Source organism: Microbacterium sp. 10L49 (genome assembly GCF_056395125.1).
The window spans coordinates 928,891-954,595 of the sequence record NZ_JBFTIW010000001.1 but is presented as its reverse complement, the minus strand read 5'-3'; the positions used below and the strand labels follow the sequence as shown (position 1 = coordinate 954,595).

21 protein-coding genes are annotated in these 25,705 nt (G+C 70.7%); 15 read left to right on the top strand and 6 right to left on the bottom strand.

Annotation, left to right across the window (positions count from 1 at the left end):
- Positions 1-15 precede the first annotated feature (15 nt).
- The 7 genes from atpD to AC1DCT_RS04480 all read left to right on the top strand — a co-directional run bounded on the left by atpD (position 16) and on the right by AC1DCT_RS04480 (position 8,462).
- Positions 16-1,452 carry a F0F1 ATP synthase subunit beta gene (gene atpD, locus AC1DCT_RS04510; RefSeq protein WP_440732201.1) on the top strand — a complete coding sequence of 479 codons (1,437 nt, stop codon included), beginning with the start codon at positions 16-18 and terminating at the stop codon, positions 1,450-1,452.
- Positions 1,453-1,454: 2 nt separating this feature from the next.
- Positions 1,455-1,730, top strand: coding sequence for a F0F1 ATP synthase subunit epsilon (locus tag AC1DCT_RS04505; RefSeq protein ID WP_440732200.1), 276 nt, complete (start codon positions 1,455-1,457; stop codon positions 1,728-1,730).
- Positions 1,731-1,809: 79 nt separating this feature from the next.
- Positions 1,810-2,574, top strand: coding sequence for a YaaA family protein (locus AC1DCT_RS04500; RefSeq protein ID WP_477427711.1), 765 nt, complete (start codon positions 1,810-1,812; stop codon positions 2,572-2,574).
- Positions 2,575-2,688: 114 nt separating this feature from the next.
- Complete coding sequence (locus tag AC1DCT_RS04495) at positions 2,689-3,477, top strand: large exoprotein (RefSeq protein ID WP_477427709.1); 789 nt, start codon at positions 2,689-2,691, stop codon at positions 3,475-3,477.
- Positions 3,478-3,594: 117 nt separating this feature from the next.
- On the top strand, positions 3,595-4,566 hold the full coding sequence (locus AC1DCT_RS04490; protein ID WP_477427707.1) for an aldo/keto reductase: 972 nt from the start codon (positions 3,595-3,597) through the stop codon (positions 4,564-4,566).
- A gap of 83 nt (positions 4,567-4,649) precedes the next feature.
- A complete protein-coding gene (locus AC1DCT_RS04485; RefSeq protein ID WP_440732196.1) occupies positions 4,650-5,462 on the top strand; it encodes a PP2C family protein-serine/threonine phosphatase in 813 nt (270 codons plus the stop codon).
- Between the two features lie 57 nt (positions 5,463-5,519).
- Complete coding sequence (locus AC1DCT_RS04480) at positions 5,520-8,462, top strand: FtsK/SpoIIIE domain-containing protein (protein ID WP_477427705.1); 2,943 nt, start codon at positions 5,520-5,522, stop codon at positions 8,460-8,462.
- Here AC1DCT_RS04480 and ald read toward each other — a convergent pair.
- Both ald and AC1DCT_RS04470 read right to left on the bottom strand, forming a co-directional pair.
- Positions 8,434-9,549 (bottom strand): alanine dehydrogenase, encoded by a 1,116-nt coding sequence (gene ald / locus AC1DCT_RS04475; RefSeq protein ID WP_477427704.1) that lies wholly within the window; start codon positions 9,547-9,549, stop codon positions 8,434-8,436. The genes AC1DCT_RS04480 and ald overlap by 29 nt on opposite strands.
- Positions 9,550-9,616: 67 nt before the next feature.
- Positions 9,617-10,612, bottom strand: a complete 996-nt coding sequence (locus AC1DCT_RS04470) for an asparaginase (protein WP_477427702.1) — start codon at positions 10,610-10,612, stop codon at positions 9,617-9,619.
- An 81-nt stretch (positions 10,613-10,693) separates the two neighbouring features.
- On the opposite strand from AC1DCT_RS04470, the gene AC1DCT_RS04465 reads away from it, so the two are divergent.
- Complete coding sequence (locus AC1DCT_RS04465; RefSeq protein ID WP_477427700.1) at positions 10,694-11,200, top strand: OsmC family protein; 507 nt, start codon at positions 10,694-10,696, stop codon at positions 11,198-11,200.
- A gap of 9 nt (positions 11,201-11,209) precedes the next feature.
- On the opposite strand, the gene AC1DCT_RS04460 is transcribed toward AC1DCT_RS04465, so the two are convergent.
- On the bottom strand, positions 11,210-11,899 hold the full coding sequence (locus AC1DCT_RS04460) for a lysophospholipid acyltransferase family protein (protein WP_440732444.1): 690 nt from the start codon (positions 11,897-11,899) through the stop codon (positions 11,210-11,212).
- Between the two features lie 257 nt (positions 11,900-12,156).
- Here AC1DCT_RS04460 and AC1DCT_RS04455 point away from each other — a divergent pair, with 257 nt between their 5' ends.
- From AC1DCT_RS04455 to AC1DCT_RS04440, 4 genes are all read left to right on the top strand, one after another.
- On the top strand, positions 12,157-13,125 hold the full coding sequence (locus AC1DCT_RS04455) for an FKBP-type peptidyl-prolyl cis-trans isomerase (RefSeq protein ID WP_477230690.1): 969 nt from the start codon (positions 12,157-12,159) through the stop codon (positions 13,123-13,125).
- Positions 13,126-13,211: 86 nt separating this feature from the next.
- Complete coding sequence (dxr, locus tag AC1DCT_RS04450; protein WP_441975991.1) at positions 13,212-14,297, top strand: 1-deoxy-D-xylulose-5-phosphate reductoisomerase; 1,086 nt, start codon at positions 13,212-13,214, stop codon at positions 14,295-14,297.
- 80 nt (positions 14,298-14,377) lie between these two features.
- A complete protein-coding gene (locus AC1DCT_RS04445; RefSeq protein ID WP_440732189.1) occupies positions 14,378-15,709 on the top strand; it encodes a M50 family metallopeptidase in 1,332 nt (443 codons plus the stop codon).
- 115 nt (positions 15,710-15,824) lie between these two features.
- Positions 15,825-17,888: a PKD domain-containing protein gene (locus tag AC1DCT_RS04440; protein WP_477427698.1), complete on the top strand. Its 2,064-nt coding sequence runs from the start codon at positions 15,825-15,827 to the stop codon at positions 17,886-17,888.
- 68 nt (positions 17,889-17,956) lie between these two features.
- On the opposite strand, the gene AC1DCT_RS04435 is transcribed toward AC1DCT_RS04440, so the two are convergent.
- On the bottom strand, positions 17,957-19,861 hold the full coding sequence (locus AC1DCT_RS04435) for an anthranilate synthase family protein (protein WP_477427696.1): 1,905 nt from the start codon (positions 19,859-19,861) through the stop codon (positions 17,957-17,959).
- A 236-nt stretch (positions 19,862-20,097) separates the two neighbouring features.
- Between AC1DCT_RS04435 and ispG the strand changes: the two genes are divergently transcribed.
- Positions 20,098-21,249 (top strand): flavodoxin-dependent (E)-4-hydroxy-3-methylbut-2-enyl-diphosphate synthase, encoded by a 1,152-nt coding sequence (gene ispG / locus AC1DCT_RS04430; RefSeq protein WP_441975994.1) that lies wholly within the window; start codon positions 20,098-20,100, stop codon positions 21,247-21,249.
- Positions 21,246-22,112, top strand: coding sequence for an alanyl-tRNA editing protein (locus tag AC1DCT_RS04425; RefSeq protein WP_477427694.1), 867 nt, complete (start codon positions 21,246-21,248; stop codon positions 22,110-22,112). Before ispG ends, AC1DCT_RS04425 begins: the two co-directional genes overlap by 4 nt.
- On the opposite strand, the gene AC1DCT_RS04420 is transcribed toward AC1DCT_RS04425, so the two are convergent.
- Together AC1DCT_RS04420 and AC1DCT_RS04415 are read right to left on the bottom strand one after the other, a co-directional pair.
- Positions 22,109-23,461: an erythromycin esterase family protein gene (locus AC1DCT_RS04420; RefSeq protein WP_477427692.1), complete on the bottom strand. Its 1,353-nt coding sequence runs from the start codon at positions 23,459-23,461 to the stop codon at positions 22,109-22,111. The two genes, AC1DCT_RS04425 and AC1DCT_RS04420, sit on opposite strands and share 4 nt — an antisense overlap.
- Entirely contained in the window at positions 23,448-24,866 is a 1,419-nt protein-coding gene (locus AC1DCT_RS04415; protein WP_477427690.1) for an RNB domain-containing ribonuclease, read from the bottom strand. Before AC1DCT_RS04415 ends, AC1DCT_RS04420 begins: the two co-directional genes overlap by 14 nt.
- Before the next feature lie 52 nt (positions 24,867-24,918).
- On the opposite strand from AC1DCT_RS04415, the gene AC1DCT_RS04410 reads away from it, so the two are divergent.
- Positions 24,919-25,692 (top strand): isocitrate lyase/PEP mutase family protein, encoded by a 774-nt coding sequence (locus AC1DCT_RS04410; RefSeq protein ID WP_477427688.1) that lies wholly within the window; start codon positions 24,919-24,921, stop codon positions 25,690-25,692.
- Positions 25,693-25,705 lie beyond the last annotated feature (13 nt).

Here is a 25,705-nt window from a genome sequence, read left to right as displayed (position 1 = left end):
GGAGAGAGACGAATTATGACTGCCACCGCTACGACGGTCGTCGGCCGCGTTGCTCGCGTCACCGGCCCGGTCGTCGACATCGAGTTCCCGCACGACTCGATCCCCGACATCTACAACGCACTGAAGACGACGATCACCATCGGCGAGGAGTCGACGGAGATCACCCTCGAGGTCGCCCAGCACCTCGGCGATGACCTCGTCCGTGCCATCTCGCTCAAGCCCACCGACGGCATGGTCCGCGGCCAGGAGGTGCGCGACACCGGCGAGGCCATCTCGGTGCCCGTCGGCGACGTCACCAAGGGCAAGGTCTTCAACGTGATCGGCGAGGTCCTGAACGCCGAGCCCGGCGAGCAGATCGAGATCACCGAGCGCTGGCCGATCCACCGCAAGGCCCCGAACTTCGACCAGCTCGAGTCGAAGACCACGATGTTCGAGACCGGCATCAAGTCGATCGACCTGCTCACCCCGTACGTGCAGGGTGGAAAGATCGGCCTGTTCGGCGGTGCGGGCGTCGGCAAGACGGTCCTCATCCAGGAGATGATCCAGCGCGTCGCGCAGGACCACGGTGGTGTGTCGGTGTTCGCCGGTGTCGGCGAGCGCACCCGTGAGGGCAACGACCTCATCGCCGAGATGGAGGAGGCGGGCGTCTTCGACAAGACCGCCCTCGTCTTCGGTCAGATGGACGAGCCGCCGGGGACGCGCCTGCGCGTCGCCCTGTCGGCGCTGACCATGGCGGAGTACTTCCGCGATGTGCAGAAGCAGGACGTGCTGCTCTTCATCGACAACATCTTCCGCTTCACGCAGGCCGGATCCGAGGTCTCCACGCTGCTCGGCCGCATGCCGTCCGCGGTGGGCTACCAGCCGAACCTCGCCGACGAGATGGGCGTGCTCCAGGAGCGCATCACCTCGACGCGCGGCCACTCGATCACCTCGCTGCAGGCGATCTACGTGCCGGCCGATGACTACACCGACCCGGCTCCCGCCACGACGTTCGCGCACCTCGACGCGACCACCGAGCTCTCGCGTGAGATCGCCTCGAAGGGTCTGTACCCGGCGATCGACCCGCTGACGTCGACCTCGCGGATCATGGACCCCCGCTACCTGGGCGAGGACCACTACCGCGTGGCCACCACGGTCAAGCAGATCCTGCAGAAGAACAAGGAGCTGCAGGAGATCATCGCGATCCTCGGTGTCGACGAGCTCTCCGAAGAGGACAAGATCGTCGTGGCGCGCGCCCGTCGCATCCAGCAGTTCCTGTCCCAGAACACCTACATGGCGAAGAAGTTCACCGGTGTCGAGGGCTCCACGGTTCCGCTCAAGGACACGATCGAGTCGTTCGACGCGATCTGCCGCGGTGACTTCGACCACGTCGCGGAGCAGGCCTTCTTCAACGTCGGCCCGATCTCGGACGTCGAGGAGAACTGGGCTCGCATCCAGAAGGAGAACGCCTGATCATGGCGCCCGGTGCTGCATCACTGCACGTCAGCCTCGTCTCCGCCGACGCGGAGGTCTGGACCGGCGAGGCCAGCCTCGTCGTCGCGAAGACCGTCGAGGGCGAGCTGGGCTTCATGGCCGGTCACGAGCCCGTGCTGGCCATCCTCGCCGAGGGCCAGGTCCGTATCACTCAGCTGGATGGCACCAAGGTGCTCGCCAGCGCGCGTGACGGCTTCGTCTCGATGGAGGGCAACGCCCTGACGATCGTCGCGGGCAACGCGGCGCTCGTCGCCTGATCCACAGCATCCTGCACGTCCGCCCCGGTTCCCCGCCTCTTGCGGGGAACCGGGGCGGACGTCTGTCCGGGGGAGTGACATGAAGATCCTGCTGCCGCCGTCGGAGACCAAGCGCCCGGGCGGGACGTCGGGGGTGCCCGAGCCTTCAGCATGGGCGTTGCCAGGGTTGCTGCCGCAGCGCGAGCAGCTGCGCGACGCCCTCATGGCGCTGGCCGCCGACGCGGACGCGACACGCCGGGTGCTCAAGCTCAGCGACAAGCAGCTCGCCGAAGCCCTGTACGACAACGCCCGGCTGCGGACGGCCGAGGTCATGCCCGCCGTGGACCGCTATACGGGCGTGCTCTACGACGCGCTCGATGCACCGACGCTCGACGGCTACGCGCGGCGCTGGCTGGGGGCTCATGTGCTCGTGCACAGCGCGCCCTTCGGTCCGGTCGGCGCCCTCGACGCGATCCCGTCGTATCGGCTCGGCGCCGGGGCATCGGTGCCGGGACTGCCTCCGCTGCGGCGACTGTGGGCGGGCACCGTGTCGGCCGAGCTCGCCGCCGCGGCGCCGTCCTTCGTACTGGACCTGCGCTCCGAGGCGTACGTGGATCTGGGACCCGTTCCCGAGGGTCTGCCGTCGGCGTACGTGCGTGTGGTGACAGAGCAGGGCAAGGCGCTGAACCACTTCAACAAGCACGCCAAGGGCGACTTCGTGCGTCGTCTGGCGCAGGAGCGTCCGAAGATCGGATCCCGCCGTACCCTCCTGAACTGGGCGGAGCGTTCGGGCGTGCGGCTGAGGGACACGGGGGAGCACGGCGTCCTCGAGCTCGTGACGGATCAGCCGACGACCCGCAAATAGTTCGTGAGTGCGACGCCAGGACGCGGTAGGGTGTTTCGCGTCGAGGCACCCAGCTGATTCTCAGCTGAGGCTGCTCGATGCGAATGCATCATGAACCGATTCCCGGAGGGAAACATGGACTCTTACGGAGACAGCGGCGCTTACGCGGCTGTGTACCTGATCGCCGCGTTGACGTGGTTTATCTTCGCCATCGTCTTCTACGTACTCGGCTCGCTCTTCCTGATGAAGATCTTCGACAAGGCAGGCGTTCAGGGCAAGTGGCGCGCCTGGGTTCCGGTCTACTCCTCGATGGTATTCCTGAAGCTGGGTGACCTCAGCCCCTGGCTGGTCCTCTACGCGTTCGGTGGAGCGATCGTGCTGGGCTGGATCCCCGTCATCGGGCAGATCATCGGCCTCGCCGCCTTTGCGCTGACATGCCTCGCAGCCTGGCGCGTCGGTCTGAAGCTGCAGAAGGGTGCGGGCTGGGTGGTGCTCTACGTCTTCCTCAGCCTGGTCTGGCTCGGTATCAACGCCTTCGACAAGTCGCGCTGGAACCCGAACATCGCTCCCGCCTCGTGGGCCGGCAATGGCTTCTTCGCCGACCGCACGGTCTGGCAGGGCATCCCGGTGCAGCCGTCCGCGCAGGCTGCGGCCCCGGGCTACGGAGCGCCGCAGGGCTACCAGCCGCCGGCCGCCCAGGGCTACGCGCCGCCGCAGCAGCCCGGCTACGGCCAGCCCGCCGCGCCCCAGGCTCCGCAGCAGGGCTTCCAGCCGCCGGCACCGCAGGCCACGCCGCCGACGTTCCAGCCGCCGGCAGCTCCGCCGGCTTCCGCCCCGGACGTGCCGGTCACTCCTCCGGCTCCGCCCGCGCCTCCGGCTCCGCCGGCAGCCGCTCCGGAGAACGGCGAGCAGCCCCCGGCGTGACGCTCCGATAATGCCCCGGTCCTCGGACCGCGGACGACGTGGGAAGCCTCGGTCTTTCGACCGGGGCTTCCCGCATGCCCGCCGACCGCATCCTGGGTCGGCCTGTAGTTTGGAGGCATGAGCACTGAACGTCGTGTCGGATCGTCCGGGCTCCTGGTCTCCGCGGTGGGACTCGGATGCAACAACTTCGGACGGGCGGGCACGGCGACCGAGACGCTGCAGGGCACCATCCAGGTGCTGGACGCGGCGATCGACCACGGCGTGACGTTCCTCGACACCGCGGACATGTACGGCAAGGATCCCGGCCTCAGCGAGAGCCTGATGGGCGAGGCGCTCGACGGCCGCCGTGACCGCGTGGTGCTCGCCACCAAGTTCGGCTACGCGTCCGCCGACATGGGTTACGACTTCCCCGCGGGTCTCGGATCCCGCCGTTACGTGCGCAAGGCCGTCGAGGAGTCGCTGCGTCGTCTGCGCACCGACTGGATCGACCTGTACCAGTTGCACTGGCCGGATCCGCTCACCCCGATCGATGAGACGCTGGACGCCCTGGACGAACTCGTCCGCGAAGGAAAGATCCGCTACTTCGGCCACTCCAACTTCAGCGGCTGGCAGATCGCCGAGGCGGAGCTGAGCGCGACGAGGAGCGCGCGCTTCATCTCCTCGCAGAACCAGTACTCGCTGCTGTCCCGGGCGGCCGAGCGGGAGGTGCTGCCGGCGGTCAACCGGTTCGGCCTCGGCTTCTTCCCGTTCTTCCCGCTGCACAACGGCCTGCTCACAGGCAAGTTCACCCGCGACGGCGGACCCTCCCAGAGCCGGATCATGCGCACCAGGGCCCATCTCTGGGAGAACGCGCCCTGGGACGCGCTGGACGCCTATCGCGCGTTCTGCGACGAGCGTGGCATCACCATGCTCGAGGCGACGTTCGGCTGGCTGCTGGCGCAACCCGGCGTGGCCTCCGTGATCGCCGGCGCGACCTCCGCCGAGCAGATCGAGGCGAACGCGCGCGCGGGCGCGGCGTGGAGCCCGACCTCGGAGGACATCGCCGCGATCGACGCCCTGTTTCCGCTCCCGGCGGATCCGGCCGTCTGAGCCGTGTGTCGAGGCCAGGGATCCATTACGATGTGTGAGATTTCAGCGGTCGTTCCGATCGCACGAGGATGCGGAGGACCGCGATGAGCCAGGTTTCGCACGAGCGCGAGGTCGCGCTGGCGTCCGGTGACACGGTGGTCCTGACGTGGGCCGGCGCGACGGACACCGGCCGTCGCCGGGAGAACAACCAGGACTCCCTCCTCGCCGAGTTCCCGTTGTTCGTGGTGGCGGACGGCATGGGCGGCCACGCGGGAGGTGAGATCGCGAGTCAGCGCACGATCGTGCGCCTCGAGGAGGCGGTCGCCGCGGGTGAGATCACGACCGAGACGATCGAGACCGCCCTGGTCAGCGCCGTGCACGACATCACCGCGCACCCGGACACCACGGACGAGGGCACGGGGACGACGCTCACCGGCGTCTTCTTCACCCTCGTCGGCGACGACGCGCGCTGGGTCTCGCTGAACATCGGCGATTCCCGGGTGTATCTGCTGCGCGACGGAGTCCTCAGCCAGGTCACGACGGACCACTCCGTCGTCCAGGAGCTGATCACGGCCGGGCGGCTCAGCCCCGAGGAGGCGGAGGGGCATCCATACAGCAACGTGATCACCCGCGCGGTCGGAGTCAGCGAGGCGCTGCCGCCCGACTACCGCGAGTTCAGCGTGCAGGACGGCGATCGGTTCGTGATCTGCTCGGACGGGCTCACCAAGGAACTCACCGACTACGGGATCCAGCACTTCCTCGGACTCAATCCGACGGCGGGCGCCGCGGTCGACGCGATGCTCGCCGCTGCCCTGGAGAACGGCGGGCGGGACAACGTGACCGTCATCGTGGTGGACGTGCACCGCACATCGGCCGACGAGGGGTCCTCCTCCACAGCACCGATCGCCGTCGAGTAGTGCACCGGTTGCGCTGAGCGCGCCCCGCGTCGGGGCGGTTCACGGTGGGATGGCGGAATGGATCCCGCTGAGACGATCATCCTCCCCGCTGTCGCCGCCGCCCCGCAGCGCGGCTCGCTCCCACTGCTCGCCGCGGCAGTGCCCGTGGTCTCGGGGATCGTGCTCTTCGCCGTCACGGGCTCGCCCCTGTCCCTGTGCTTCGCGGCCCTCGGGCCGGTCATGATCCTCGGCTCCTTCCTGGACGGCGTTCGCCAGCGTCGCCGCGCGGCACGTGTCGCACGGGCCGAGGAGACGCAGGCCTGGTCGCGAGTCGAACAGATCGTGGATGACCGGGAGTCGGAGGAGAGAGCCCGCCGTTTGCGGGCCGTCCCCGATATCGCCGCCTGCCTCGTGGACCCGCCGACGCGTCCGATCGCTCTCGCGGACACGGTCGAGATCGCAGCCGGCCGCGGAGACGGGCCTTCGCCGCTGCGGTTCAGCGGCACCGGGGGAAGAGCCGAAGCGTTCCGCGCCCAGCACAGCGCCGTGACGGGGGTGCCGGTCCTGGTGCGCCTGTCCGATGGCGTGTGCGTGCGAGGGCCCGCGCCGATCGCCGCCGCCGTGGCCAGGGCGATGGTGCTGCAGCTGTGCCTTCGGCACGCGAACGGCGCTGTCTGTCTCGAGGGAGACGCCGTGGCCGCGCTCGGGCTTGACGGTCTGCCCCAGGCCCGCCTTGCCCGGCATGACGCCGGTGTCGTGCATCTCGGCGTGCAGCGGAGCGCGCCGTCCGGCCCCAGGCTCTGTCTGCTCGAGCCGGGAACGCCACCGCCGGTGGGCTACCACGCGGTGCTCGACGTCACGGAGCCCGCATCGGCCCGGCTGCGCACGCCGCAGGGGACGCACGACTGTGCGGCGGAGGGGATCTCCCGCGAGCAGGCGGAGGCGATCGTGCAGGTTCTGATCCGGGAGCAGGACGATGAGGCGGCGATTCCCGCGGCGGTGACGCTGCAGGAGGTGCTGCCGCCTCCGCCGGGCCAGTGGGACATGGGGAACGTCGGGCCGGAGTCCGTGGCGCGCGAGGGCCTGAGGGCGGCGATCGGGCGGGATGCGGAAGGGGCGGTGGTGCCGGACCTCGTCGCGGACGGGCCGCACGCGCTCGTGACCGGTGTCACCGGCGCGGGCAAGAGCGAGCTCCTGGTGAGCTGGGTCGCCGCGCTGGCCGCCACGCACTCGGCAGACCAGGTGACCTTCGTGCTCGCCGACTTCAAAGGCGGCACGGCCTTCGAGCCGCTGCGCGCCCTGCCGCACGTCGCCGCCGTCATCACGGACCTCGACGCCGATGGTGCGGAGCGCGGGGTGCGGAGCCTGCGTGCCGAGCTGCGGCGCAGAGAGGGCGTCCTCGCGGAGACGGGCGCCCGCAGCGTCGCGGAGACCGGGGGAGCGCTGGGCCGCTTGGTGATCGTCGTCGACGAGTTCGCGGCGCTGCTGCAGGAGCATCCTGATCTGGCGGCGGTGTTCACCGACATCGCCGCCCGCGGTCGCGCTCTCGGCATGCACCTCATCCTGGGCACCCAGCGCGCCACCGGGGTCATCCGCGACGCGCTGGCGGCGAACTGCCCTCTGCGGATCGCCCTGCGCGTCACGGATCCCGCCGACAGCAGGATCATGATCGGCAGCGACGCGGCAGCGGCTCTGCCCGGAGACCTCGCAGGACGTGGTCTCGCCTACGTCCGCCGCCCTCAGGACGCGGCGCCCGCCGTGTTCCGCGTCGCGCGGACCAGCGCCGATGAGCTCGCCACGATCGCGGCCCACTGGCGCGGTGTCCCGCGGGCGCGGAGCCCGTGGCAGGCGGCACTGCCCGCGCAACTGCAGCGGGCCGATCTCCCCGCCGCTGCGCCCGGGGAGATCACGCTCGGCCTCGCGGACGAACCGGAGCAGCAGCGGCAGACGGTGCGCACGCTGCGCATCGGCGAGGACCGCGGCCTCGTGGTGTTCGGGGGCCCGGGGGCCGGCAAGAGCAGCGTGCTGAGGGCCGCGGTGGCGCAGGTGCCGGGAGGCGTGCTGCTGAGGCCGGATCCCGAGCAGGCGTGGTCTCTGATCGACGAGATCGCGGACGGCGGCCGCCCGGTGCCGCCGCTGCTGGCCGTCGACGATGTCGATCGGCACCTCGCCGCGTTCCCGCTCGAGTACGCTTCCGCGTGGGTGGAGCGGCTGCAGCGCGTCGTCCGCCTCGCCGCCGAGCACGGAGGGACCGTGCTGCTCAGCGCGTCACGATGCAGCGGGCAGATCTCCGCGGTTGCGGATCTGCTGCCGGAGCGCGCCCTGCTGCGCACCGTGAGCCGCACGGAGCACCTCACCGCCGGCGGTGAGCCCGGCACCTTTGACCCCGACCGGCCCCCGGGCCGGGCGCGGCTGGGCGGCGCCGAGGTGCAGTTCGTGCTGCCGGAGGCCGAGGCCGAGGCGGGAGCACCGGGCTCCTCGCCCCTGGAGCGGACGGCGGTACACCCGGAGACGCCGCAGTGGGAGCCGCGGGCGATGCTCGTCGGCGTGGTGAGCACGGCACCGGCGCGGACGGCGGAGAGGCTCGGCGGGCGCTTCGGCCGCGCCGCGGTGCAAGTGCTCGTGGATGGCGTGCCCGTGATCCTTCCGGATGGCGCAGGGCGGTTCGATGAGTCCGCCGCACCGGCACGGATTCGCGCGGACGATGCGATCGCTCGTTCGGCGGAACGCGCGGCCTCCGCAGAGCGGGAGGCCGCGGGCCTCATCGTGCTGGTCGGCGACGGGGAGGCATGGCAACGGCAATACGCGCTGTGGCAGCGGATCGTCCGCGGTGGCGAGGTCGTCGTGCTCGCCGAGGCAACCAGGGAACTGCGCATGCTCACCGGCGTGCGCGAGCTGCCGCCGTACGCCGTGCCGCACGCGGGGCGGGCATGGACCATCGATCGGGACGGGCGTCCGTCCCGGGTGATCCTTCCCACCCCGCGGGGCGATGTCAGCCCAGCAGCTCGTCCAGCGGCGTGAGGGGCAGATCGTGCGCGGTCGCGACGCCGGCGTTGGCGATCTTCCCGCCGGTCACGTTGAGACCGCCGGCGAGAGCGGCATCGGCACGCAGCGCCGCCTGCCAGCCGCGGCCCGCGATCTGCCGCACATAGGGCAGCGTCGCGTTCGTCAGGGCCGAGGTCGAGGTGTTCGGCACCGCGCCCGGCATGTTCGCCACGCAGTAGAACACGGTGTCGTGCACGCGGAACGTGGGGTCGTCGTGCGTGGTCGGGTGGGTGTCCTCGAAGCAGCCGCCCTGGTCCACCGCGATGTCCACGAGCACGCTGCCGGGGCGCATCTCGGCGACCATGTCGTTCGTGACGAGTTTCGGCGCCTTGGCCCCGGGGATCAGCACCGATCCGATGACGAGGTCCGAGTTCACGACGGCGCGACGCAGATCCAACGGGTTCGACGCCGCGGTCTTCACCCGGCCGCCGAAGAAGTCGTCCAGATAGCGCAGCCGCGCGATGTTCGTGTCGAAGATCGTCACGTCCGCGCCCATGCCTGCGGCGATCACGGCCGCGTTCGCGCCGGCGACGCCGCCGCCGATCACCGTCACGGTGGCGGGGCGGGTTCCGGGAACGCCCGACATCAGCAGACCGAGGCCGCCGTTCGAGCGCATCAGCGTGTTCGCACCGACCAACGGGGCAAGGCGACCCGCGACCTCGCTCATCGGCGCGAGCAGCGGCAGTGCACCTGAGGCCAGCTGCACCGTCTCGTAGGCGATCGCCGTCATGCCCGACTCTGCGAGCTTGTCGGTGAGCGGGCGATCGGCGGCGAGGTGCAGATACGTGAACAGCACCAGGTCGCTGCGGAAGCGGTGGTACTCGCTGGCGATCGGCTCCTTCACCTTCAGCACCAGCTCGGCGCGAGCCCACACCTCGTCGGCGTCATCGAGCAGCGTCGCTCCCGCCTCCAGGTAGTCGGCATCCGACATCGAGGATCCGGCACCGGCGCCGGACTGCACGATGACCTCATGACCGGCCTGCACGAGGTCGTGCACTCCGGCGGGCGTGAGCGCGACGCGGAATTCGTTGTTCTTCACCTCGCTGGGGACAGAGATCCTCATCGTGGCTCCTTTCCTTTTCCCTGATGGGCTTTTCCCGCCCGCGGGTTCTGGCCCTTTCTGGGGGCGTTCAGATTCCGGCGCCGGGGCGGATGGCCCCCACGCCGCTGCCGCCTCCGAGGACGGCAAGTGGAAGGGCCGAGGCGAGGCTGTCCACCTGCGCGTCGGTCAGCGCGCCCGCGCGGGCGAGCAGGGTGGCGGCCACGATCGTGGCCGCACGGCCGGATCCGTCCAGCATCTTCAGGGCGACGGTGGCACCGTTCGGGGCGACCATCACCATCACGCCCTCCGCGCCGTGCTTGGCGAACACGCCCAGTTTCTCGATCGCGATGGTGTCGGGGCGCCCTGGGCCTTCGATCGTCCACGGGTTCTCCCGCACCGTGCGCACCAGGGCGCCGGCCACCCGGTGCAGCGCGAACGGCGACCGCTCCGAGGCGCTGCCGATGCGATGCACGGCCCGCGCGAGCCCGGTGAGGGTGATGGCGTGCACCGGGGCGCCGCAGCCGTCGATCGCCGTGGCGGCGACGCGCTCGCCGCTGAGCCGCTCGACGACGTCTTTGATGTGCACCTGCAGCGGGTGGTCCACGTCGAGGTACCCGGCGGTGGGCCAGCCGTTCGCGACGCAGGCGCGCAGCATGGTCGCGTGTTTGCCGGAGCAGTTCATCCGGATGCGCGCCTTGCCGGCGTGATCGCGCACGAGCTCGTCCCTGGTCGCCGAGTCGCCGGGCCAATCCGCGGGGCAGCCGAGGTCGTCCTCGGTGAGCCCGCCCGCCGTGAGGATCTCGCGCACCACGGCCACGTGCCGGTCGGTGCCGATGTGGCTCGCCGTGGCGAGGCCGAGCTGCTCGCCCTCCAGCGGAGCGCCGGCGGTGAGGCAGCCGATCGCCTGCAGCGGCTTCAGGCTGGAGCGGGGCAGCACCAGCGCGTCGGCGTTGCCGTGGCGGGCGAGGACCTCGCCTTCCGGGGAGAGCACGACCGCCGCTCCGATGTGGCGGGATTCGATGAATCCGTTCCGTTCGACGACGGCGAGTTCCACGGCATCCTGGACGGTCAGAGTCTGCACCACGACAGCCAGCCTAGTGGGCGCGGACCCCGCCGACAGGCGTGATGCGAACCGGCGCCGACAGGATCCTGGCACCATGGATGCATGAGCCTCGGTACGCACCGCTACGCCCTCACGACGACCTGGACCGGCAACCGGGGGACGGGCACCTCGGGCTATCGCGACTACGACCGCGCGAGCACGCTGAGCGTCGCGGGCAAGCCCGACGTGCTGGCCTCGTCGGACAAGCCGTTCCGGGGCGATCCCACCCGCTGGAACCCCGAGGATCTGCTTCTCGCGGCGCTCAGCGAGTGCCATCTGCTGAGCTATCTGCACGCCTGCGTGACGGCAGGCGTCGTGGTCGTCGACTACCGTGACGAGGCCACCGGCACGATGCAGGAGGACGGGCGCGGCGGCGGGGCGTTCACCGAGGTGACACTGCACCCCGTGGTCACGATCGCCGAGGAGTCCATGCGCGAAGCCGCGGAGTCCGCGCATGCGCAGGCCAACGCGTGGTGCTTCATCGCGAACTCGGTGTCGTTCCCGGTGCATCACGAGGCCACGATCCTGGTCGCGGATGCGTCGACAGCCCCGTCCGTCGATCCGGCGTGACCCGCCCGGTCAGCGCCGCTCGTGGGGCAGCGCCTGCTTGATCTTCTCGATCGCGCCCTGCGCCGGCACCTCGTTGTAGACGCCGGCGAGCTCCTGCTCGCTGAGCGCGTGGATCGCGGCCATGATCTCGTCGGTCGCGCCGCGGCGGGCACGGCCTGAGTTCGCCGCGCCGTGGTGCGAGAGATCCAGTGGTTCGCCGAAGCGGATCGTGACCTTGGAGCCGATCTTGGGCATGCTCGCCCCGACGGGCATGGCCTTGTCGGTGCCGATCACTCCGACCGGCACCACTCTTGCCCCCGTCTGCAGCGCGAGGAAGGCGACGCCCGTGCGTCCCTTGTACAGGCGCCCGTCGGTCGAACGCGTGCCTTCCGGGTACAGCGCGACGGCGAGCCCCGCGTCCAGTAGCTTGCGCTGTTCGTCCAGGGCGTCCAGCGCGGCCTGGCCCGCGCCGCGGCGCACCGGGATCGCGCCGACCGCGCGCATGAAGTTCGCCACGAAGCGACCCTTCAGACTCGTGCCCTCGAAGTAGCTCGACTTCGCCAGGAAGTGCACGCGCCGGGGAGCTGCGACCGGGATCGCGATCGAGTCGATGAAGGAGAGGTGATTCGACGCGATGATGATCGGGCCGTCTTTCGGCACGTTCGCGCGCCCCTCGATGCGAGGGCGGTAGATGAGCCGGGTGAGCGGGATGAGGATCATCCGGCCGAGCAGATAGGTGGCACCGGCGCGATGCACCTCGTCTTCGAGATGCTCCTGCTCTGCGAAGGCCTCGTCGCGGTCCGCAGACGCTGCGGGTTCGTGTTGCGGGGTCACCAGACAAGGCTAGATCAGGATCCATTCCGCGATCGGAATGGGCGCGCGAGGCGGATCGGGAGCGGATTCACACCACCTCCCAGCGGCGGCAAAGCCCGATAGGGCAGGATGGGCGGGTTCGTCTCTACGTCTCGAGGTCTTCCGTGCGCATCCGCCTTGCCGCTGCTCTGTCCGCCGTCGCAGCGACGGCTCTCCTGCTGTCCGGCTGTGCCGGTGCCGCGAACCCCTCGGCCTCGCCGTCTCCGTCGGCGTCGTCGTCGTGCCTGCTCGACGCGAAGCCGGGCAAGGCCTCCGACGCCGTCAAGGTCGAGGGCGAGGGCAAGGACCTGAAGGTCACGGTGCCCTCCGGCACCGATGTCGACGCGGCCACCGCCGTCGAGCGCACAGTGGTGAAGAAGGGCGACGGGAAGAACGTGGTCGCCGGGGATCTGGTCTCCGTGCAGTACCGCATCGTGAACGCCACGGACGGCACCGTCCTCGACTCCAGCGCCCGTGGGGTGGACGACCAGCTGCCCGTGCTGCTCGACCCGAACCAGCAGTCACTGTTCGTCGCCGCGCTGGAATGCAAGCCGCTCGGCTCGGCGGTCGTGGTGGCGGTCCCGGGCAAGATGTTCGGTGAGGGCGGCAAGCCGGTTGTCGTCTACGCGCAGTCCACGAAGGCCCTCCCGACCGTTGCGAAGGGCAAGGAAGTCGCTCCGGTCGAGGGCATGCCGACCGTCAAGCTCGACAAGGACGGCGCTCCCGAGATCACCATCCCGAAGGCCGACCCGCCCGCGGCGACCACCATCGCGAACCTCAAGCAGGGCGATGGCCCGACGGTGCAGAGCGGCGACTACGTGATCGTGCAGTACCGCGGCGTGACCTGGGCGGATGGCAAGGAGTTCGACTCCAGCTGGAAGCGGAAGGCTCCGGCGCAGTTCCAGACCACGGGCGTGGTGACCGGCTTCAAGAAGGCGCTCGAAGGCCAGAAGGTCGGCTCGCAGGTGCTGGTCGTCATCCCGCCGGCCGAAGGGTATGGCGACAAGGCCAGCGGCTCGATCCCCGCGAACTCGACGCTGGTGTTCGTGATCGACATCCTCGGCACGGTCCCCACGGCGGCCCCCGCGCAGTGACCCGCCGCTGATCGAACGAGGGCCCGTGAGCATCGCCGATGCCACGGGCCCTCATCCGTCGGCGGAGCACGGCCTAGGCTGAGGCCATGCGTCGCGTCCTCATCCTCGGCTCCACCGGCTCCATCGGCACTCAGGCTCTCGACGTCATCAAGGCGAATCCGGATCGGTTCGAGCTGGTCGGCCTCGCCGCGGGTACGCAGGCCGACCTGCTGCAGCAGCAGGCCGAGGAGTTCGGCGTGGACGACACGGCACTCGGCGCCGCCGAGGCGGAGCAGCTGGTCCGCGACGTCGAGGCCGATGTCGTGCTCAACGCGATCACCGGATCCATCGGCCTCGGTTCGACGCTCGCGGCCCTCAAGGCCGGCCGCACGCTGGCTCTGGCGAACAAGGAGTCGCTCATCGTCGGCGGCGCCCTCGTCACCGCACTCGCGCAGCCGGGTCAGATCGTGCCCGTCGACTCCGAGCATTCCGCCATCGCGCAGGCGCTGCGCTCAGGCACCAAGCAGGAGGTGCGCCGCCTCGTCGTCACGGCCTCCGGCGGTCCCTTCCGTGGCCGGACCCGCGAGCAGATGGCCGCCGTCACACCGGTCGAGGCGCTGGCGCACCCGACCTGGGACATGGGACGCATGGTCACGACCAACTCGGCGACGCTCGTGAACAAGGGGCTCGAGGTCATCGAGGCGCATCTGCTCTTCGACGTGGACTACGAGCGGATCGAGGTGGTGGTGCACCCGCAGTCGATCGTGCACTCGATGGTGGAGTTCGTGGACGGATCCACGATCGCCCAGGCCTCTCCGCCCGACATGCGCCTGCCGATCTCGCTGGGGCTCGACTGGCCGAACCGCGTGGGCGGTGCGGGGCGGCCGATCGATTGGACGAAGGCGGCGAGCTGGACGTTCGAGCCGCTCGACAACGCGGCCTTCCCATCCGTGGTCCTGGCTAAGCAGGTCGGACGAGCGGGGCGCACCTACCCCGCCGTGTACAACGCCGCGAACGAGCAGGCCGTGAACGCCTTCCACGAGGGGCGGCTGGGCTTCCTCGCCATCGTCGACACCATCGAGCGGGTGGTCGACGCGCATGATCCGCCGGACGAGCTCACCGTCGAGAGCCTCGCGGCCGCGGAGCAGTGGGCGAGGGCGACGGCCGACCGGATGATCGCCGCTCAGGCGTGAGCTTTCGGATCCCGCGGATCCTGGCGACTGCACAGCCTCGGCACGGGCGTTTCCTAGCCCGGCACCGGTAGCGTGGCGGGGTGGAGATCCTGCTGTACGTCGCTGGCCTGCTGTTCGTGCTGGTCGGACTCGGGGTGTCGATCGCCCTGCACGAGCTGGGGCACCTCGTGCCCGCCAAGCTGTTCGGCGTGCACGTCGGCCAGTACATGATCGGCTTCGGTCCCCGGCTGTTCTCGAAGAAGATCGGCGAGACCGAGTACGGCGTCAAGGCGCTGCCGATCGGCGGCTTCATCTCGATGTCGGGCATGTACCCGCCCTCGCCCGGCGACGAGGGCGACGAGGGCGGGCGGAGCCGGTCGCGCGGCGCCTTCCGCACCCTCATCCAGGACGCCAGGGCCGCCAACGACGAGACCATCGACCCCGAGCGCGCGAGCCGCGTCTTCTACCTGCTCCCGGTCTGGAAGCGCGTCATCGTCATGTTCGGCGGACCGTTCATGAACCTCGTGCTGGCGGTCGTGATCTTCACCGTGCTGCTGAGCGGGATCGGTCTTCAGCAGGGTACGACCACCATCGCCTCGGTCTCGGAATGCGTGCTGCCGGCCGGATCCACGCAGACCTCGTGCTCCGCCTCGGATCCGGTGGCCCCTGCGGCGCAGGCCGGGGTCAAGCCGGGGGACAGGATCGTCTCGGTCGACGGGAAGGACGTCCGCACGTTCGCCGAGGCCAGCGCGATCATCCAGGCATCACCCGGAAAGGCAATCCCGCTCGTCGTCGAGCGCGCCGGATCACGGCTCACTCTGCAGCTGACCCCGGTCGCCGCGCAGCGCCAGGAGGCGGACGCCAACGGGCGCGCCGTCGTCGACGACAAGGGCAACGCCGTCATGCACACGGTCGGCTATGCCGGAGTCGGCGCCCAGCTCGCCTACGTGCAGCAGCCGCTGTCCGCGGGCTTCGAGCAGGCGATGGCGAACACCGGATCCGTCGTGCAGCTCATCGGCAACCTGCCGGTGCGGCTGTGGGATGTGGGCGTCTCCCTGGTCACCGGCACGCCGCGCGATCCGAACGGTCCGCTCAGCGTGATCGGGGTCGGCCGCATCGCCGGCGAGGTGGCGGCAGCGGATGCGCCGCTTCTGAACCGGTTCGCCGTGCTGCTGAGCCTCATGGGGTCGCTGAACATCGCGCTGTTCGTGTTCAATCTCATCCCGCTGCTGCCCCTGGACGGCGGGCACATCGTGGTCGCGCTGTGGGACGGGCTGAAGCGAGCGTGGGCGAAGCTCTTCCAGCGTCCGAAGCCCAAGCCCGTGGACGCCACGCGGCTCGTGCCGCTCACGATCGTCGTGGCGGCGCTGCTGGTCGGCATGGGCGGCCTGCTGCTCGTGGCCGACCTGTTCCACCCGGTGTCGATCGGCTGAATCACCGGGGCCGACGCAGATCCGGATCGTGACCGTGTATCAGGGGGACAGGCGCCGACTCTCTAGGGACGTACGCTGCGGGCACCCGTAGCCGTCCCTCTAGGAAAGGCCCCCGATGAACACCGTCGCAAAGACGCGGCGTGCCGTGATCACAGGTCTTGCGATCGCCCTCGCCACCGCCCTCCTCACACCGGCTCCCGCCTTCGCGAGTCCGGTCGGCCAGAACCAGACCGTCGCCTTCAGCCAGGCGATGGATCTGCCCGCCGCCGACTACACCGTCACCGGTGCCCTGAACGGCACCGCGACCCTCACCACCCACCTGGCGCTCGCGCAGTCGGACGTCGTCTCCGCCGGATGGGACGACAGCACGGTCCGCCAGGGCGGAGCGGTCGATCCGGTTCTCACCCGGCAGCCCGGCGCCGGCACGCTCACCGTGGAGCACACCGTCGGCTTCTCCGGGTCGGTGGACGTCAGCGGCAGCTCCGTCCCCATCGCGTTCGCGCCCACGGTCATGAACGCCAGCACGCCGTGCAGCCTCGGTGCGGATGGCGACACCGCCACGTGCATCGCAGAGTCCAGCGACGTGACCGTGGTCCCGCCGCCGTGCCCTGACATCCCCGGATCGGTCCCCGACGCCAACACGTGTCCGCTCAACCCGCAGGTCTCGGCCAAGCTGCGCACGACCGCGACGTTCTCGGTGTCCGCGGTTGCGGCGACGAGGTCGCTGAACGGTCAGACCGGCCCTCTGGACCTCGGCACTGGTCAGCCGGTGACGGATCAGGTGTCGGTGCCCTGTACGACGCCGGTGGGCGCCCCGGTGACGTACGGACTGTCCGGCCTCGGGCTGCAGGGCACCGTGCACACGGTGACCGAGCTGGTCTGGACGGTCGAGGTCTCGGCGCCTGCGGTCATTCCGGTCGTGGTGCCGTACCCGCCGTTCACCCTTCCGGGCGCGCCGAACATCACGGTGTACGACGCGACAGACGCGCTCGCCACGAACGACAGCGCTTTCGCGGAGACGGCATCCGATGTGTCCTACGCGCTCGGCAGCGCGATGGCGAACAACGTGCCGCCCACCGTGACGGCCGCTCCGACGTTCACCGGAGACGAGGGGAGTGCGATCCCGTTCAGCGCGGTCGCGACAGGACCGTGCGCCGCGGGAGCCACGTTCGTGTGGAGCTTCTCCGACGGAGGCACCGCATACGGCAGCCCCACGACGCACGTGTTCGCGGAGTCCGGTCCGTTCTCGGGCATGGTCGCCGCGACCGACGTGACGGGCCTGTCCGGCACGACGACGTTCGGCGTCGGGGTGAACAACCTTCCGCCGGCCGTGATCGTGACGCCGGCCGACCCGACCGTCGCATGGGGGCGTCCGCTGACGCTGCAGGCGCAGGCAACGGATCCGGGCGCCGCCGAGCAGTCCACGCTGACGTACGCGTGGGACTTCCACGACGGCTCGGCGATCGTGACGGGCGGACCCTCGGAGACGCACCAGTGGGCGGATCCGGGAACCGCGCAGGTCACCGTGACGGTGTGCGATCGCCACGGCGCCTGCACCGCCAAGGACGTCTCGGTCACGGTGCGCGCCCGCAGTACGAGCACGTCGTTCACGGGCGATCTGACGGCGACCTACTCGGCCCCTGTCGCCTACCGGGGCACGGTGATCGACGAGTTCGGGCGGCCCGTCAACGGCGCGGCGGTGGCCTTCACCACGGCCGGCGGTGTGACGCAGCTCGCCACGGCGACCGCGGACGGCTCCGGGACGGCTGCGGCGACCGTGACGGAGACGCTCTCGAGCGGCTCCTATCCGATCACCGCGGCGTTCGCGGGCGATGCCCGGTACGTCGCGAGCAGCTCCGCGGCCGTCTCGCAGACGGTGACGTCGATGGCCTCGGCGATCGCCTACACGGGCACGCTGTCCAGCAAGCCGAACGCGAAGATCCCGCTGTCCGCGACCGTGACCGACGTGCTCGGCCGTCCGATCGCGAACCAGACCGTGACGTTCGTGATCGGCAGCCAGACCGTGACCGCCCAGACGGGCGCGAACGGGGTGGCCTCCACCGCACTGAAGCTGACGCTGAAGCCGGGCACCTACCCGGTCTCCGTGTCCTGGGCCGGGATCGCCGGACGGTATGCCGGGGCGAGCTGGAGCGGAAGTTTCAAGCTGAACACCAAATAGGCGATGCCTGCCGAGGAGGCGCCGTCGGGATCGGCGGCGCCTCCTCGTGCGCCAAGGGGAGGCCGGGCTCAGCGCCCGTCGAGCGCGTGCCCGACGAGGCGCTGCAGCGTCGTCATCCCGTCCCGGGACAGGATCGACTCCAGGTGGCCCTGCACCGACGCGAACCCCGGCCCGCGCAGCGCGTACACATCGCCGGAGATCGGATCCGCCGACACCTCGGCCACGCCGGCTGCCGTCGTGCCCGGCGCCACGCGTGCCGTGAACGTGTTGTAGAAGCCGATCGAGGCGTCCTGGCCGAACACCGGCACCGACTTCTGCAGCCCCTGGTGCGGGCTGGCGAGCGGTGCGAGCGCGATCCTGAGGGAGTCCGCGAGGATCTGGTGGCTGAGGCACACGGCGAGCAGCGGGCGTCCGTTCTCGCGGCGCCGTGCGACGAGCGCGCGCATCCGGGCGATGCGGGGCGAGGAGTCGTCTCGCGGATCGCCCGGGCCCGGGCCCGCGATGAGCAGATCCGCGGCGTCGATCTCCGCGTCGTCGGCGTCGGCCCACGGCTGGATCCGCACGTCGAGTCCGAGGTGGCGCAGCTGGTGCGCGAGCATCGTCGTGAACCGGTCCTCGGCGTCGACCACCACGGCCGTGCGGCCGGCGAAGGGCGCGGTGGCCGTCGCCCCGGTGCCGCCATCCTGCGGGTTGATCCAGAACTCCGCGAGGCGGGCGTTGCGCGAGGCGAGCAGCGCCTGGATCCCGGGATCCTCGGCCGGGGTCGAGCCGGATCCGGGGGCGTCGGCGTCCTCGCGCGCCTCGGCGGCGGTGTCCCGCGACACGGCGCCGATCGCGCCCAGCACGCCGGCGGCCTTGCCGTGGGTCTCGCCGACCTCGCCGGCGGGGTCGGAGTGGCGCACGAGCGTGGCGCCGACCGGGACGCTCACCTCGCCATCCTTCAGATAGACGGTGCGGATGAGGATCGGCGCGTCCAGGTCGTGTCCGCCGGCATCGTTCGGGGTGAAGAGCGCTGCCACGCCCGAGTAGTAGCCGCGGGGCTTGCGCTCGTGCCGGCGGATCACCGTGCACGCGTTCTGCATCGGGGATCCGGTCACGGTCGGCGCGAACATCGTCTCGCGCAGGATGTCGCGCGGGTCCAGTCGGCTGCTGCCGCGCAGCATGTACTCGGTGTGGGTGAGGCGCGACATCTGCTTGAGGTGCGGACCGGTGATCCGGCCGCCGTCGGAGCAGACGGCGCTCATCATCTTGAGCTCCTCATCGACCACCATGAAAAGCTCCTCCGTCTCCTTCGTGGAGGAGAGGAATTCGCCGAGCGCGGCCGTCGTCGAGCCGCCGGCAGGATGGCGGAACGTGCCGGAGATCGGATTCATGGTCACCACGCCGCCCTGCGCGACGACGTGCGCCTCGGGGCTCGCGCCGACGGCGACCACGCCCGGGGTGACGACCGCGAACGTCCAGTATGCGCCGCGCTCGTGCTCGAGCAGCGCCCGGAACCAGGTGAGCGCCGCCGTGCGCTCCGTGTCGGGGATAGCCGTGTCGATGCGGGCCGTGTAGTCGCGGCGGATCACGAAGTTGGCGCCCTCACCGCGGCCGATCTCGTCGGCGATCACGCGCTCGACGATGGCCGCATACTCCTCGTCGCTGAGGTCGAAGCCACCGTCGTGCAGCGGGATCGGATCGGCGGGCAGCGCCGCCCGCACCTCGTCGGCCGGCAGGTACTGGTGCTCGTCCACGATCAGGCAGCGCAGCGGGGCGCCGTCGTCCTGCGCCTCGAAGCCACGCTCGCGCACCTGGCGATAGGGGACGAGTGAGAACACCTCCCGGCGTTCGTCACCGGAGCCGAGGGGGATGTCGGCGAGGTTCGTCACATCGACGATCTCGCCGGTGAGCAGCTCGACGCTGTCCGAGCCTTCGCGGGCGAGCAGGACGAACGACGAGTCGAGAGCGTGGATCCGGTCGGCGGTGGTCATGAAGGTGCTCCTGAGAGAGGGATCCGACGCGGCAGAAATGACAAGACCGCCCCGGAAGGCGGTCTGGATCGTGGGTCGCGAACTCTCCGCCTAAGAGGCGGGCCACCAAGAGCGGTTCGCGGACATGCGCCGAAACTACCACACCGGTGCAGCGGGGCAGCACGCCATGACGTTCGCGGCGCGCGCTCAGCTCGCGCGCGGATCCCGTCCAGCCGCGCACGGGTAACCTGGGAGACGTGCCAGCCGTGAACCTGGGGATGCCCAAGATCCCCGACGTCCTCGCCCCGCGACGCAAGAGCCGCCAGATCAAGGTGGGCAAGGTGCTCGTCGGTGGCGGTGCTCCTGTCAGCGTGCAGTCGATGACGACCACCAAGACCACCGATATCAACGGGACGCTGCAGCAGATCGCCGAGCTCACGGCCTCCGGCTGCGAGATCGTGCGCGTCGCCGTGCCGTCGCAGGACGACGCGGACGTGCTGCACATCATCGCGAAGAAGAGCCAGATCCCGGTCATCGCCGACATCCACTTCCAGCCGAAGTACGTGTTCCAGGCGATCGACGCCGGCTGCGCGGCCGTGCGTGTCAACCCGGGCAATATCCGCAAGTTCGACGATCAGGTCGGCGCCATCGCCGCCGCGGCGAAGGCCGCGGGAGTGTCGCTGCGCATCGGCGTGAACGCCGGCTCTCTCGACCCGCGCCTGCTCGAGAAGTACGGCAAGGCCACCCCGGAGGCGCTCGCCGAGAGCGCGCGCTGGGAGGCGTCGCTGTTCGAGGAGCACGACTTCCACGACTTCAAGATCTCCGTCAAGCACAACGACCCGGTCGTGATGGTGAAGGCCTACCGCCTTCTCGCCGCGATGGGCGACTGGCCGCTGCACCTCGGCGTCACCGAGGCGGGCCCCGCGTTCCAGGGCACCATCAAGTCGGCGACCGCGTTCGGGATCCTGCTCGGCGAGGGCATCGGCGACACGATCCGCGTGTCCCTGTCGGCGCCCCCCGCCGAAGAAGTCAAGGTCGGGCACCAGATCCTGCAGTCCCTGAACCTGCGCGAGCGCAAGCTCGAGATCGTGTCCTGCCCGTCCTGCGGGCGCGCCCAGGTCGACGTCTACACGCTCGCCGAGAACGTGACCGAGGGTCTCAAGGACATGACCGTGCCGCTGCGCGTGGCCGTCATGGGCTGCGTCGTGAACGGCCCGGGCGAGGCCCGCGAGGCCGACCTCGGCGTCGCCTCCGGCAACGGCAAGGGGCAGATCTTCGTCAAGGGCGAGGTCATCAAGACCGTGCCCGAGGAGGACATCGTGGCCACGCTCATCGAGGAGGCGAACCGCATCGCCGACGAGATGGGCCCGGGCGCGCCGCTCGGCACCGCGCAGGTCGTCACGTCGTGACCAGCGCCACGATCGTCACCTTCCCTTCGGGGTCCCTCGTCGAGTCCGCGCGTGTCGTGGGTGTGCATCCGGCGGACGACGGCGCCGTCGTCGTCCTGGACCGCACCCCGTTCCACCCGGTCGACCACACCTGGCCGGACCAGCCGGGGGACCGGGGTTCGCTACGCGTGGACGACGTCGAGGTCGCGGTGACCGAGGCGGTCATGGCGGCGGTGAGCGACGAGGGCGAGGTCGCGGTCGGAGCGGACATCCCGGTCAAGCGCGGCGCGGAGGGCTGGACCTGGCTCGTGGGGCACCGCATCGAGGCGGTGCCGTCGGTGCTCGCCGCCGGGGCTGCGGCCGAGGCCACCGTCGATGCGGCGTACCGCGCGGGGCTGAGCCGCGGGCACACCGCCTGTCACCTCGCTTCGCTGGCCCTGGACCTCGCGGTCGCCGACCTGTGGCGCAAGGACGCCGGATCCGACGCGCTGGGGAACCCCGACTTCGAGGGGCGCGCGAATCAGACCAGTTTCATCCATGAGGACGGCGCGGTCGATGAGTACCGCCTCGGCAAGAGCCTGCGCAAGGCCGGCTTCGACACCGAGGGCTTCGCGGCCTCGCTGGGGGAACGCGAGGAGCGCATCAACGCGCAGCTCGCCGCGTGGGTCGCGTCCGGGGCACCGAGCCGGGTCGAGGTCGAGGGCGAGACCATCGTCGATCGCCGCCGCTGGGTGTGCGAGCTGCCCGAGGGCACCGCGTCGATCCTGTGCGGAGGCACGCATGCCTCGTCCCTCGCGGAGTTCGTGTCGATCACGGTGACGCTGGATCTTTCCGATCCGCAGCTGCTGGTGATGACGACGTCGGCGGTCCCCGTACAGGCTTAGCGCCGCTCCAACCCCCGATCGTCGATCCAGGTCCGCCACGGCGACACCGTCCGGATGAAGGCCACGGCATCGAACGCGTCCCGTGCATGGCCGGGCTGGATCACGTCGCCGTTGTGCCAGCCGGTGGTCGCGTCGACGGCGGCGGCCGCGTCCGGAGGGAGCGTACGCAGGTCCACCACGGCGTCACCGATGCCCGAGCGTGCCAGCACCGCGTCCAGGCTGGACTCCTCGAGTGGTGCGAGCGGGGCGATGAACGGACGGGAGTGTCCGGGCGGATCCGCGGGGTCCGGCCGGTGCAGCCATTGCTCGCCGCCGCCGAACGCGGTGCCGATCACCACGAGGTCGTCGCCGAGCCGATCGGCGAGATGCCCGCCCATGGTCGTCATCTCCTCCAGTACGAACGGGGGAGCGGAGAACGGGGTGCGCTGCACGTGCCCGTTGGCCGCGGCGACGAGGATGCGGGGCTCGCGCTGCAGGATCCACTCGACGGTGTCGGCCATCCATTCGTCACGGATGTTCGCGGCAGGCCAGGTCCGGGTAGGGCCGGCGGTCATCGCCTGCAGGAATGCGTCGGCTGCGCGGGCGGCCTCCGCCGCACGGATCGCGAAGTCCACGCGCGCCTCGGCGTCCGCGTCGCCGCCGAGCCCGGCGATCTCCTCGCGTCGGCGGGCGCGGATCCGTGCGGCGAGGTCGGCGATGCCGACCGTGATCGCGGCGCGATCCGGGTCGGGCAATGTCAGATACGCCTGGATCGACGGCGCCGCCTGTGCCAGGCCGGCGCGGTCGTCGGGAAGATACGCGAACCGGGGCAGCACTGCGGCGCGCACGTGTGCGGCGTAGAGCGGATCCGCTTCGTCGAGCACCTCGAGCGCGGCCACGATGCCCGGCAGTGCGCTCGCCGAGGAGTCGGGCAAGTCCATCCCGTACCACCCCGGAGCCGATCGTCCGGTCGCGGTGCGCTCGCGCATCCAGGTGAGCTGATCGAGCATCTCCTGGCACGCGCCGAACCGGTACGAGACCCCGTCGCGCAGGGCGTTGCGCAGGCCGTCACTGCCGGTGCGGATCCATCCGTCGACGTGCCGACCTTCAGGCAGGCCGCTCTCCGCTACCAGCGCCGTGAACCCGGCGCGACGATGGAGGAATCGGAACAGGCGATGGCGCAGTGCGAAGAACTCGTGCACGCGGTGCATCGACTCGCCGATCGCGACGACACGGGCATCGCCCACGATGTCCAGAAGCGGCTCGAGGTCCGCGTCGTCCTCCTCGTCGGGGTTGAGCGTGCGCAGACGATGCGCGTGGGTGCGCAGCCCCGCCGAGAGCGCCTCCGCAGAGTCGTCAGACGACGGCAAAGGAGACCTGCCCCTTCGCGACGTCGACCGAGTCCAGCCTCACCCGGATCGTCGACCCTGCCACTGCCGAATCCGGCAGCCCCAGCGATGCGGTCACGGGCGGATCCGTGATCTGCACCGTTCCACGCGTACCGCCCCGGCGGATCACGACCGCATCGAAGGTCTCGCCGACGCGCGGTGCCAGCAGAGCCGCCTCCACGAGGTCGAGGGTGCGCGAGTTCAGCGTCGACGAGCGCTGAGCGGACGCGCGCATGAGATCCGGAACCTGCGCCAGGCTCTCGTGCACCCATGCCGGGATCACCTCGCGGCGGCTCACGGCCAGCGAGATCGTGAGCGACCAGCGGTCGACGAGGCGCCGCAGCGGAGCGGTGGCATGGGCGTACGGCGCAGCGATCGCCGCCTGCGTCGTCTCCGCCGGCGCCTCGCCGTCGAACGCGACGTACCCCGCACCGCGGAACAGCGCCGACGCCGCCTCCAGGATCGGCAGGGTGCGCGGGTCGTCCTTGCCGAGTCCTCGCAGGTAGTCGCCGTACCGTCCGCCGGTCCACGGCACGCCGAGCGCCTCGGTCTGCCGCCGGAACGTCTCGAACGCGGCGTCGTCGGGCTGAGGCATGGTGCGCAGGATCCCCACTTTGGCCTGCAGCATCAGCTGCGCCGCCGCCATGCCCGTCATGAGCGACAGCTGCGCGTTCCAATCCTCGATCGGCAGTGGCGAGCGACGGTCGATCGCGTACGAGCCGTCGTCGCGGCGCACCACTTCTTCGTCGGGCAGATTCAGGCTCGCGCCGCCGCGCTGCGCCTCCTGGTCCAGGCGCAGCCGGCCGACCTCGGGCAGGAGCGCGGCCGGTGTGTCCCGTCCGGCGTCGAGGTCGGCCTGGGTCGTGACGTAGTCCAGCTTCGCGCGGGACCGGATCAGCGCCCGCTCGAGACGGGTATCGGTGACGGATCCGGCAGCGTCGAGTGCGAAGGTCCAGACCAGAGCCGGACGGTCCTGATCCGGCAGCAGCGAGGCGCGGTCCTCGCTGAGCACCGGCGGATGCAGCGGGATCGTGCCATCCGCGGCATACAGCGTCTCGCCGCGGGCGCGAGCCGCCTCGTCGAGCGCGCCACCCGGTGTCACGAACGACGGGACGTCCGCGATCGCGTACCGCACGGTGTAGCCGGATCCGCTCCGCTCGATCTGGAAGGCCTGGTCGAGATCCATGGATCCGGCCGGGTCCAGCGTCGCGAACGCGATGTCGCGCAGGTCCAGGTCCGGCGTCGGAGCCGTGGCGGACGCCGCCTCGGCGAGCGCCTCGGGCGAGAACTCGGTGGGCGCGTCGATCTCGGTGCGCAGGGCCGCGAGCGCGGTGGCGAGCTCTGACTGCGCGGCGGACGGGGCGACGTGCGATCGGCGCTGAGGCATGGGTTCAGCCTAAGCCGGGCCCCCTATCGAGGGCGGGCATTAGCGTGGTGTCATGACCAGCACCGCCGACAAGGCCCGCACCCTCGCCGCGCTCTACGCGGCCCCCGAGATCCTCCGCGTCGTCAACGTGTGGGACGTCGTCTCCGCAAAGGCGATCGCCGCCCTTCCGGAGACCACGGCCATCGCCACGGCCGGCCATTCGATCGCCTCGTCCTTCGGCTACGCCGACGGCGCGATCCCGCGCGAGCTCATGCTCGACATGGTCGGGCGCATCGCCGCCGCCGTGGAGCTGCCCGTGACCGCTGATCTCGACGACGGCTACGACGACGCGGGGGAGACGGTTCGTCTCGCGATCGGCGCGGGCGTGGTCGGCGCCAACATCGAGGACCGGCTGCGCCCCCTCGCCGAGGCGGCGGCGAATGTCGAGGCGATGATCCGCGCAGGTTCGGCCGAGGGCGTCCCGTTCGTGCTGAACGCGCGCACCGACGCCTTCGTCCGTGGTGGCGGACGCCCGGTCTCCGAGTCGCTCGCCGACGCGATCGAGCGCGGCCGCGCCTACCTGGACGCCGGAGCCACCTGCGTGTTCGTGCCGGGCATCCTCGACGCCGACACCACCCGCGCCCTCGTCGACGGGATCGGGCACGGCAAGGTCAGCGTGATCGGTCTGCCCGGCGCGCTCACCTCGACCGAGTACGAGGCGCTCGGCGCCGCCCGGATCTCCTTCGGTCCGCTGCCGCAGCGGGTCGCCCTCACCGCGCTGCAGGACAACGCCGCCGAGATCTACGCCGGGGGCATCATCCCGGCGAGCATCCGCGCGCTGAACTGACGAGCGTCGGCCC

Coding starts and splice junctions, on each gene's coding strand:
- atpD (WP_440732201.1), top strand. CDS start 16: ATGACTGCCACCGCTACGACGGTCGTCGGCCGCGTTGCTCGCGTCACC.
- dxr (WP_441975991.1), top strand. CDS start 13,212: ATGCGTCGCGTCCTCATCCTCGGCTCCACCGGCTCCATCGGCACTCAG.
- AC1DCT_RS04415 (WP_477427690.1), bottom strand. CDS start 24,866: ATGCCTCAGCGCCGATCGCACGTCGCCCCGTCCGCCGCGCAGTCAGAG.
- AC1DCT_RS04460 (WP_440732444.1), bottom strand. CDS start 11,899: ATGATCCTCATCCCGCTCACCCGGCTCATCTACCGCCCTCGCATCGAG.
- AC1DCT_RS04440 (WP_477427698.1), top strand. CDS start 15,825: ATGAACACCGTCGCAAAGACGCGGCGTGCCGTGATCACAGGTCTTGCG.
- AC1DCT_RS04500 (WP_477427711.1), top strand. CDS start 1,810: ATGAAGATCCTGCTGCCGCCGTCGGAGACCAAGCGCCCGGGCGGGACG.
- AC1DCT_RS04495 (WP_477427709.1), top strand. CDS start 2,689: ATGGACTCTTACGGAGACAGCGGCGCTTACGCGGCTGTGTACCTGATC.
- AC1DCT_RS04505 (WP_440732200.1), top strand. CDS start 1,455: ATGGCGCCCGGTGCTGCATCACTGCACGTCAGCCTCGTCTCCGCCGAC.
- AC1DCT_RS04490 (WP_477427707.1), top strand. CDS start 3,595: ATGAGCACTGAACGTCGTGTCGGATCGTCCGGGCTCCTGGTCTCCGCG.
- AC1DCT_RS04465 (WP_477427700.1), top strand. CDS start 10,694: ATGAGCCTCGGTACGCACCGCTACGCCCTCACGACGACCTGGACCGGC.
- AC1DCT_RS04410 (WP_477427688.1), top strand. CDS start 24,919: ATGACCAGCACCGCCGACAAGGCCCGCACCCTCGCCGCGCTCTACGCG.
- AC1DCT_RS04485 (WP_440732196.1), top strand. CDS start 4,650: ATGAGCCAGGTTTCGCACGAGCGCGAGGTCGCGCTGGCGTCCGGTGAC.
- ald (WP_477427704.1), bottom strand. CDS start 9,549: ATGAGGATCTCTGTCCCCAGCGAGGTGAAGAACAACGAATTCCGCGTC.
- AC1DCT_RS04480 (WP_477427705.1), top strand. CDS start 5,520: ATGGATCCCGCTGAGACGATCATCCTCCCCGCTGTCGCCGCCGCCCCG.
- AC1DCT_RS04435 (WP_477427696.1), bottom strand. CDS start 19,861: ATGACCACCGCCGACCGGATCCACGCTCTCGACTCGTCGTTCGTCCTG.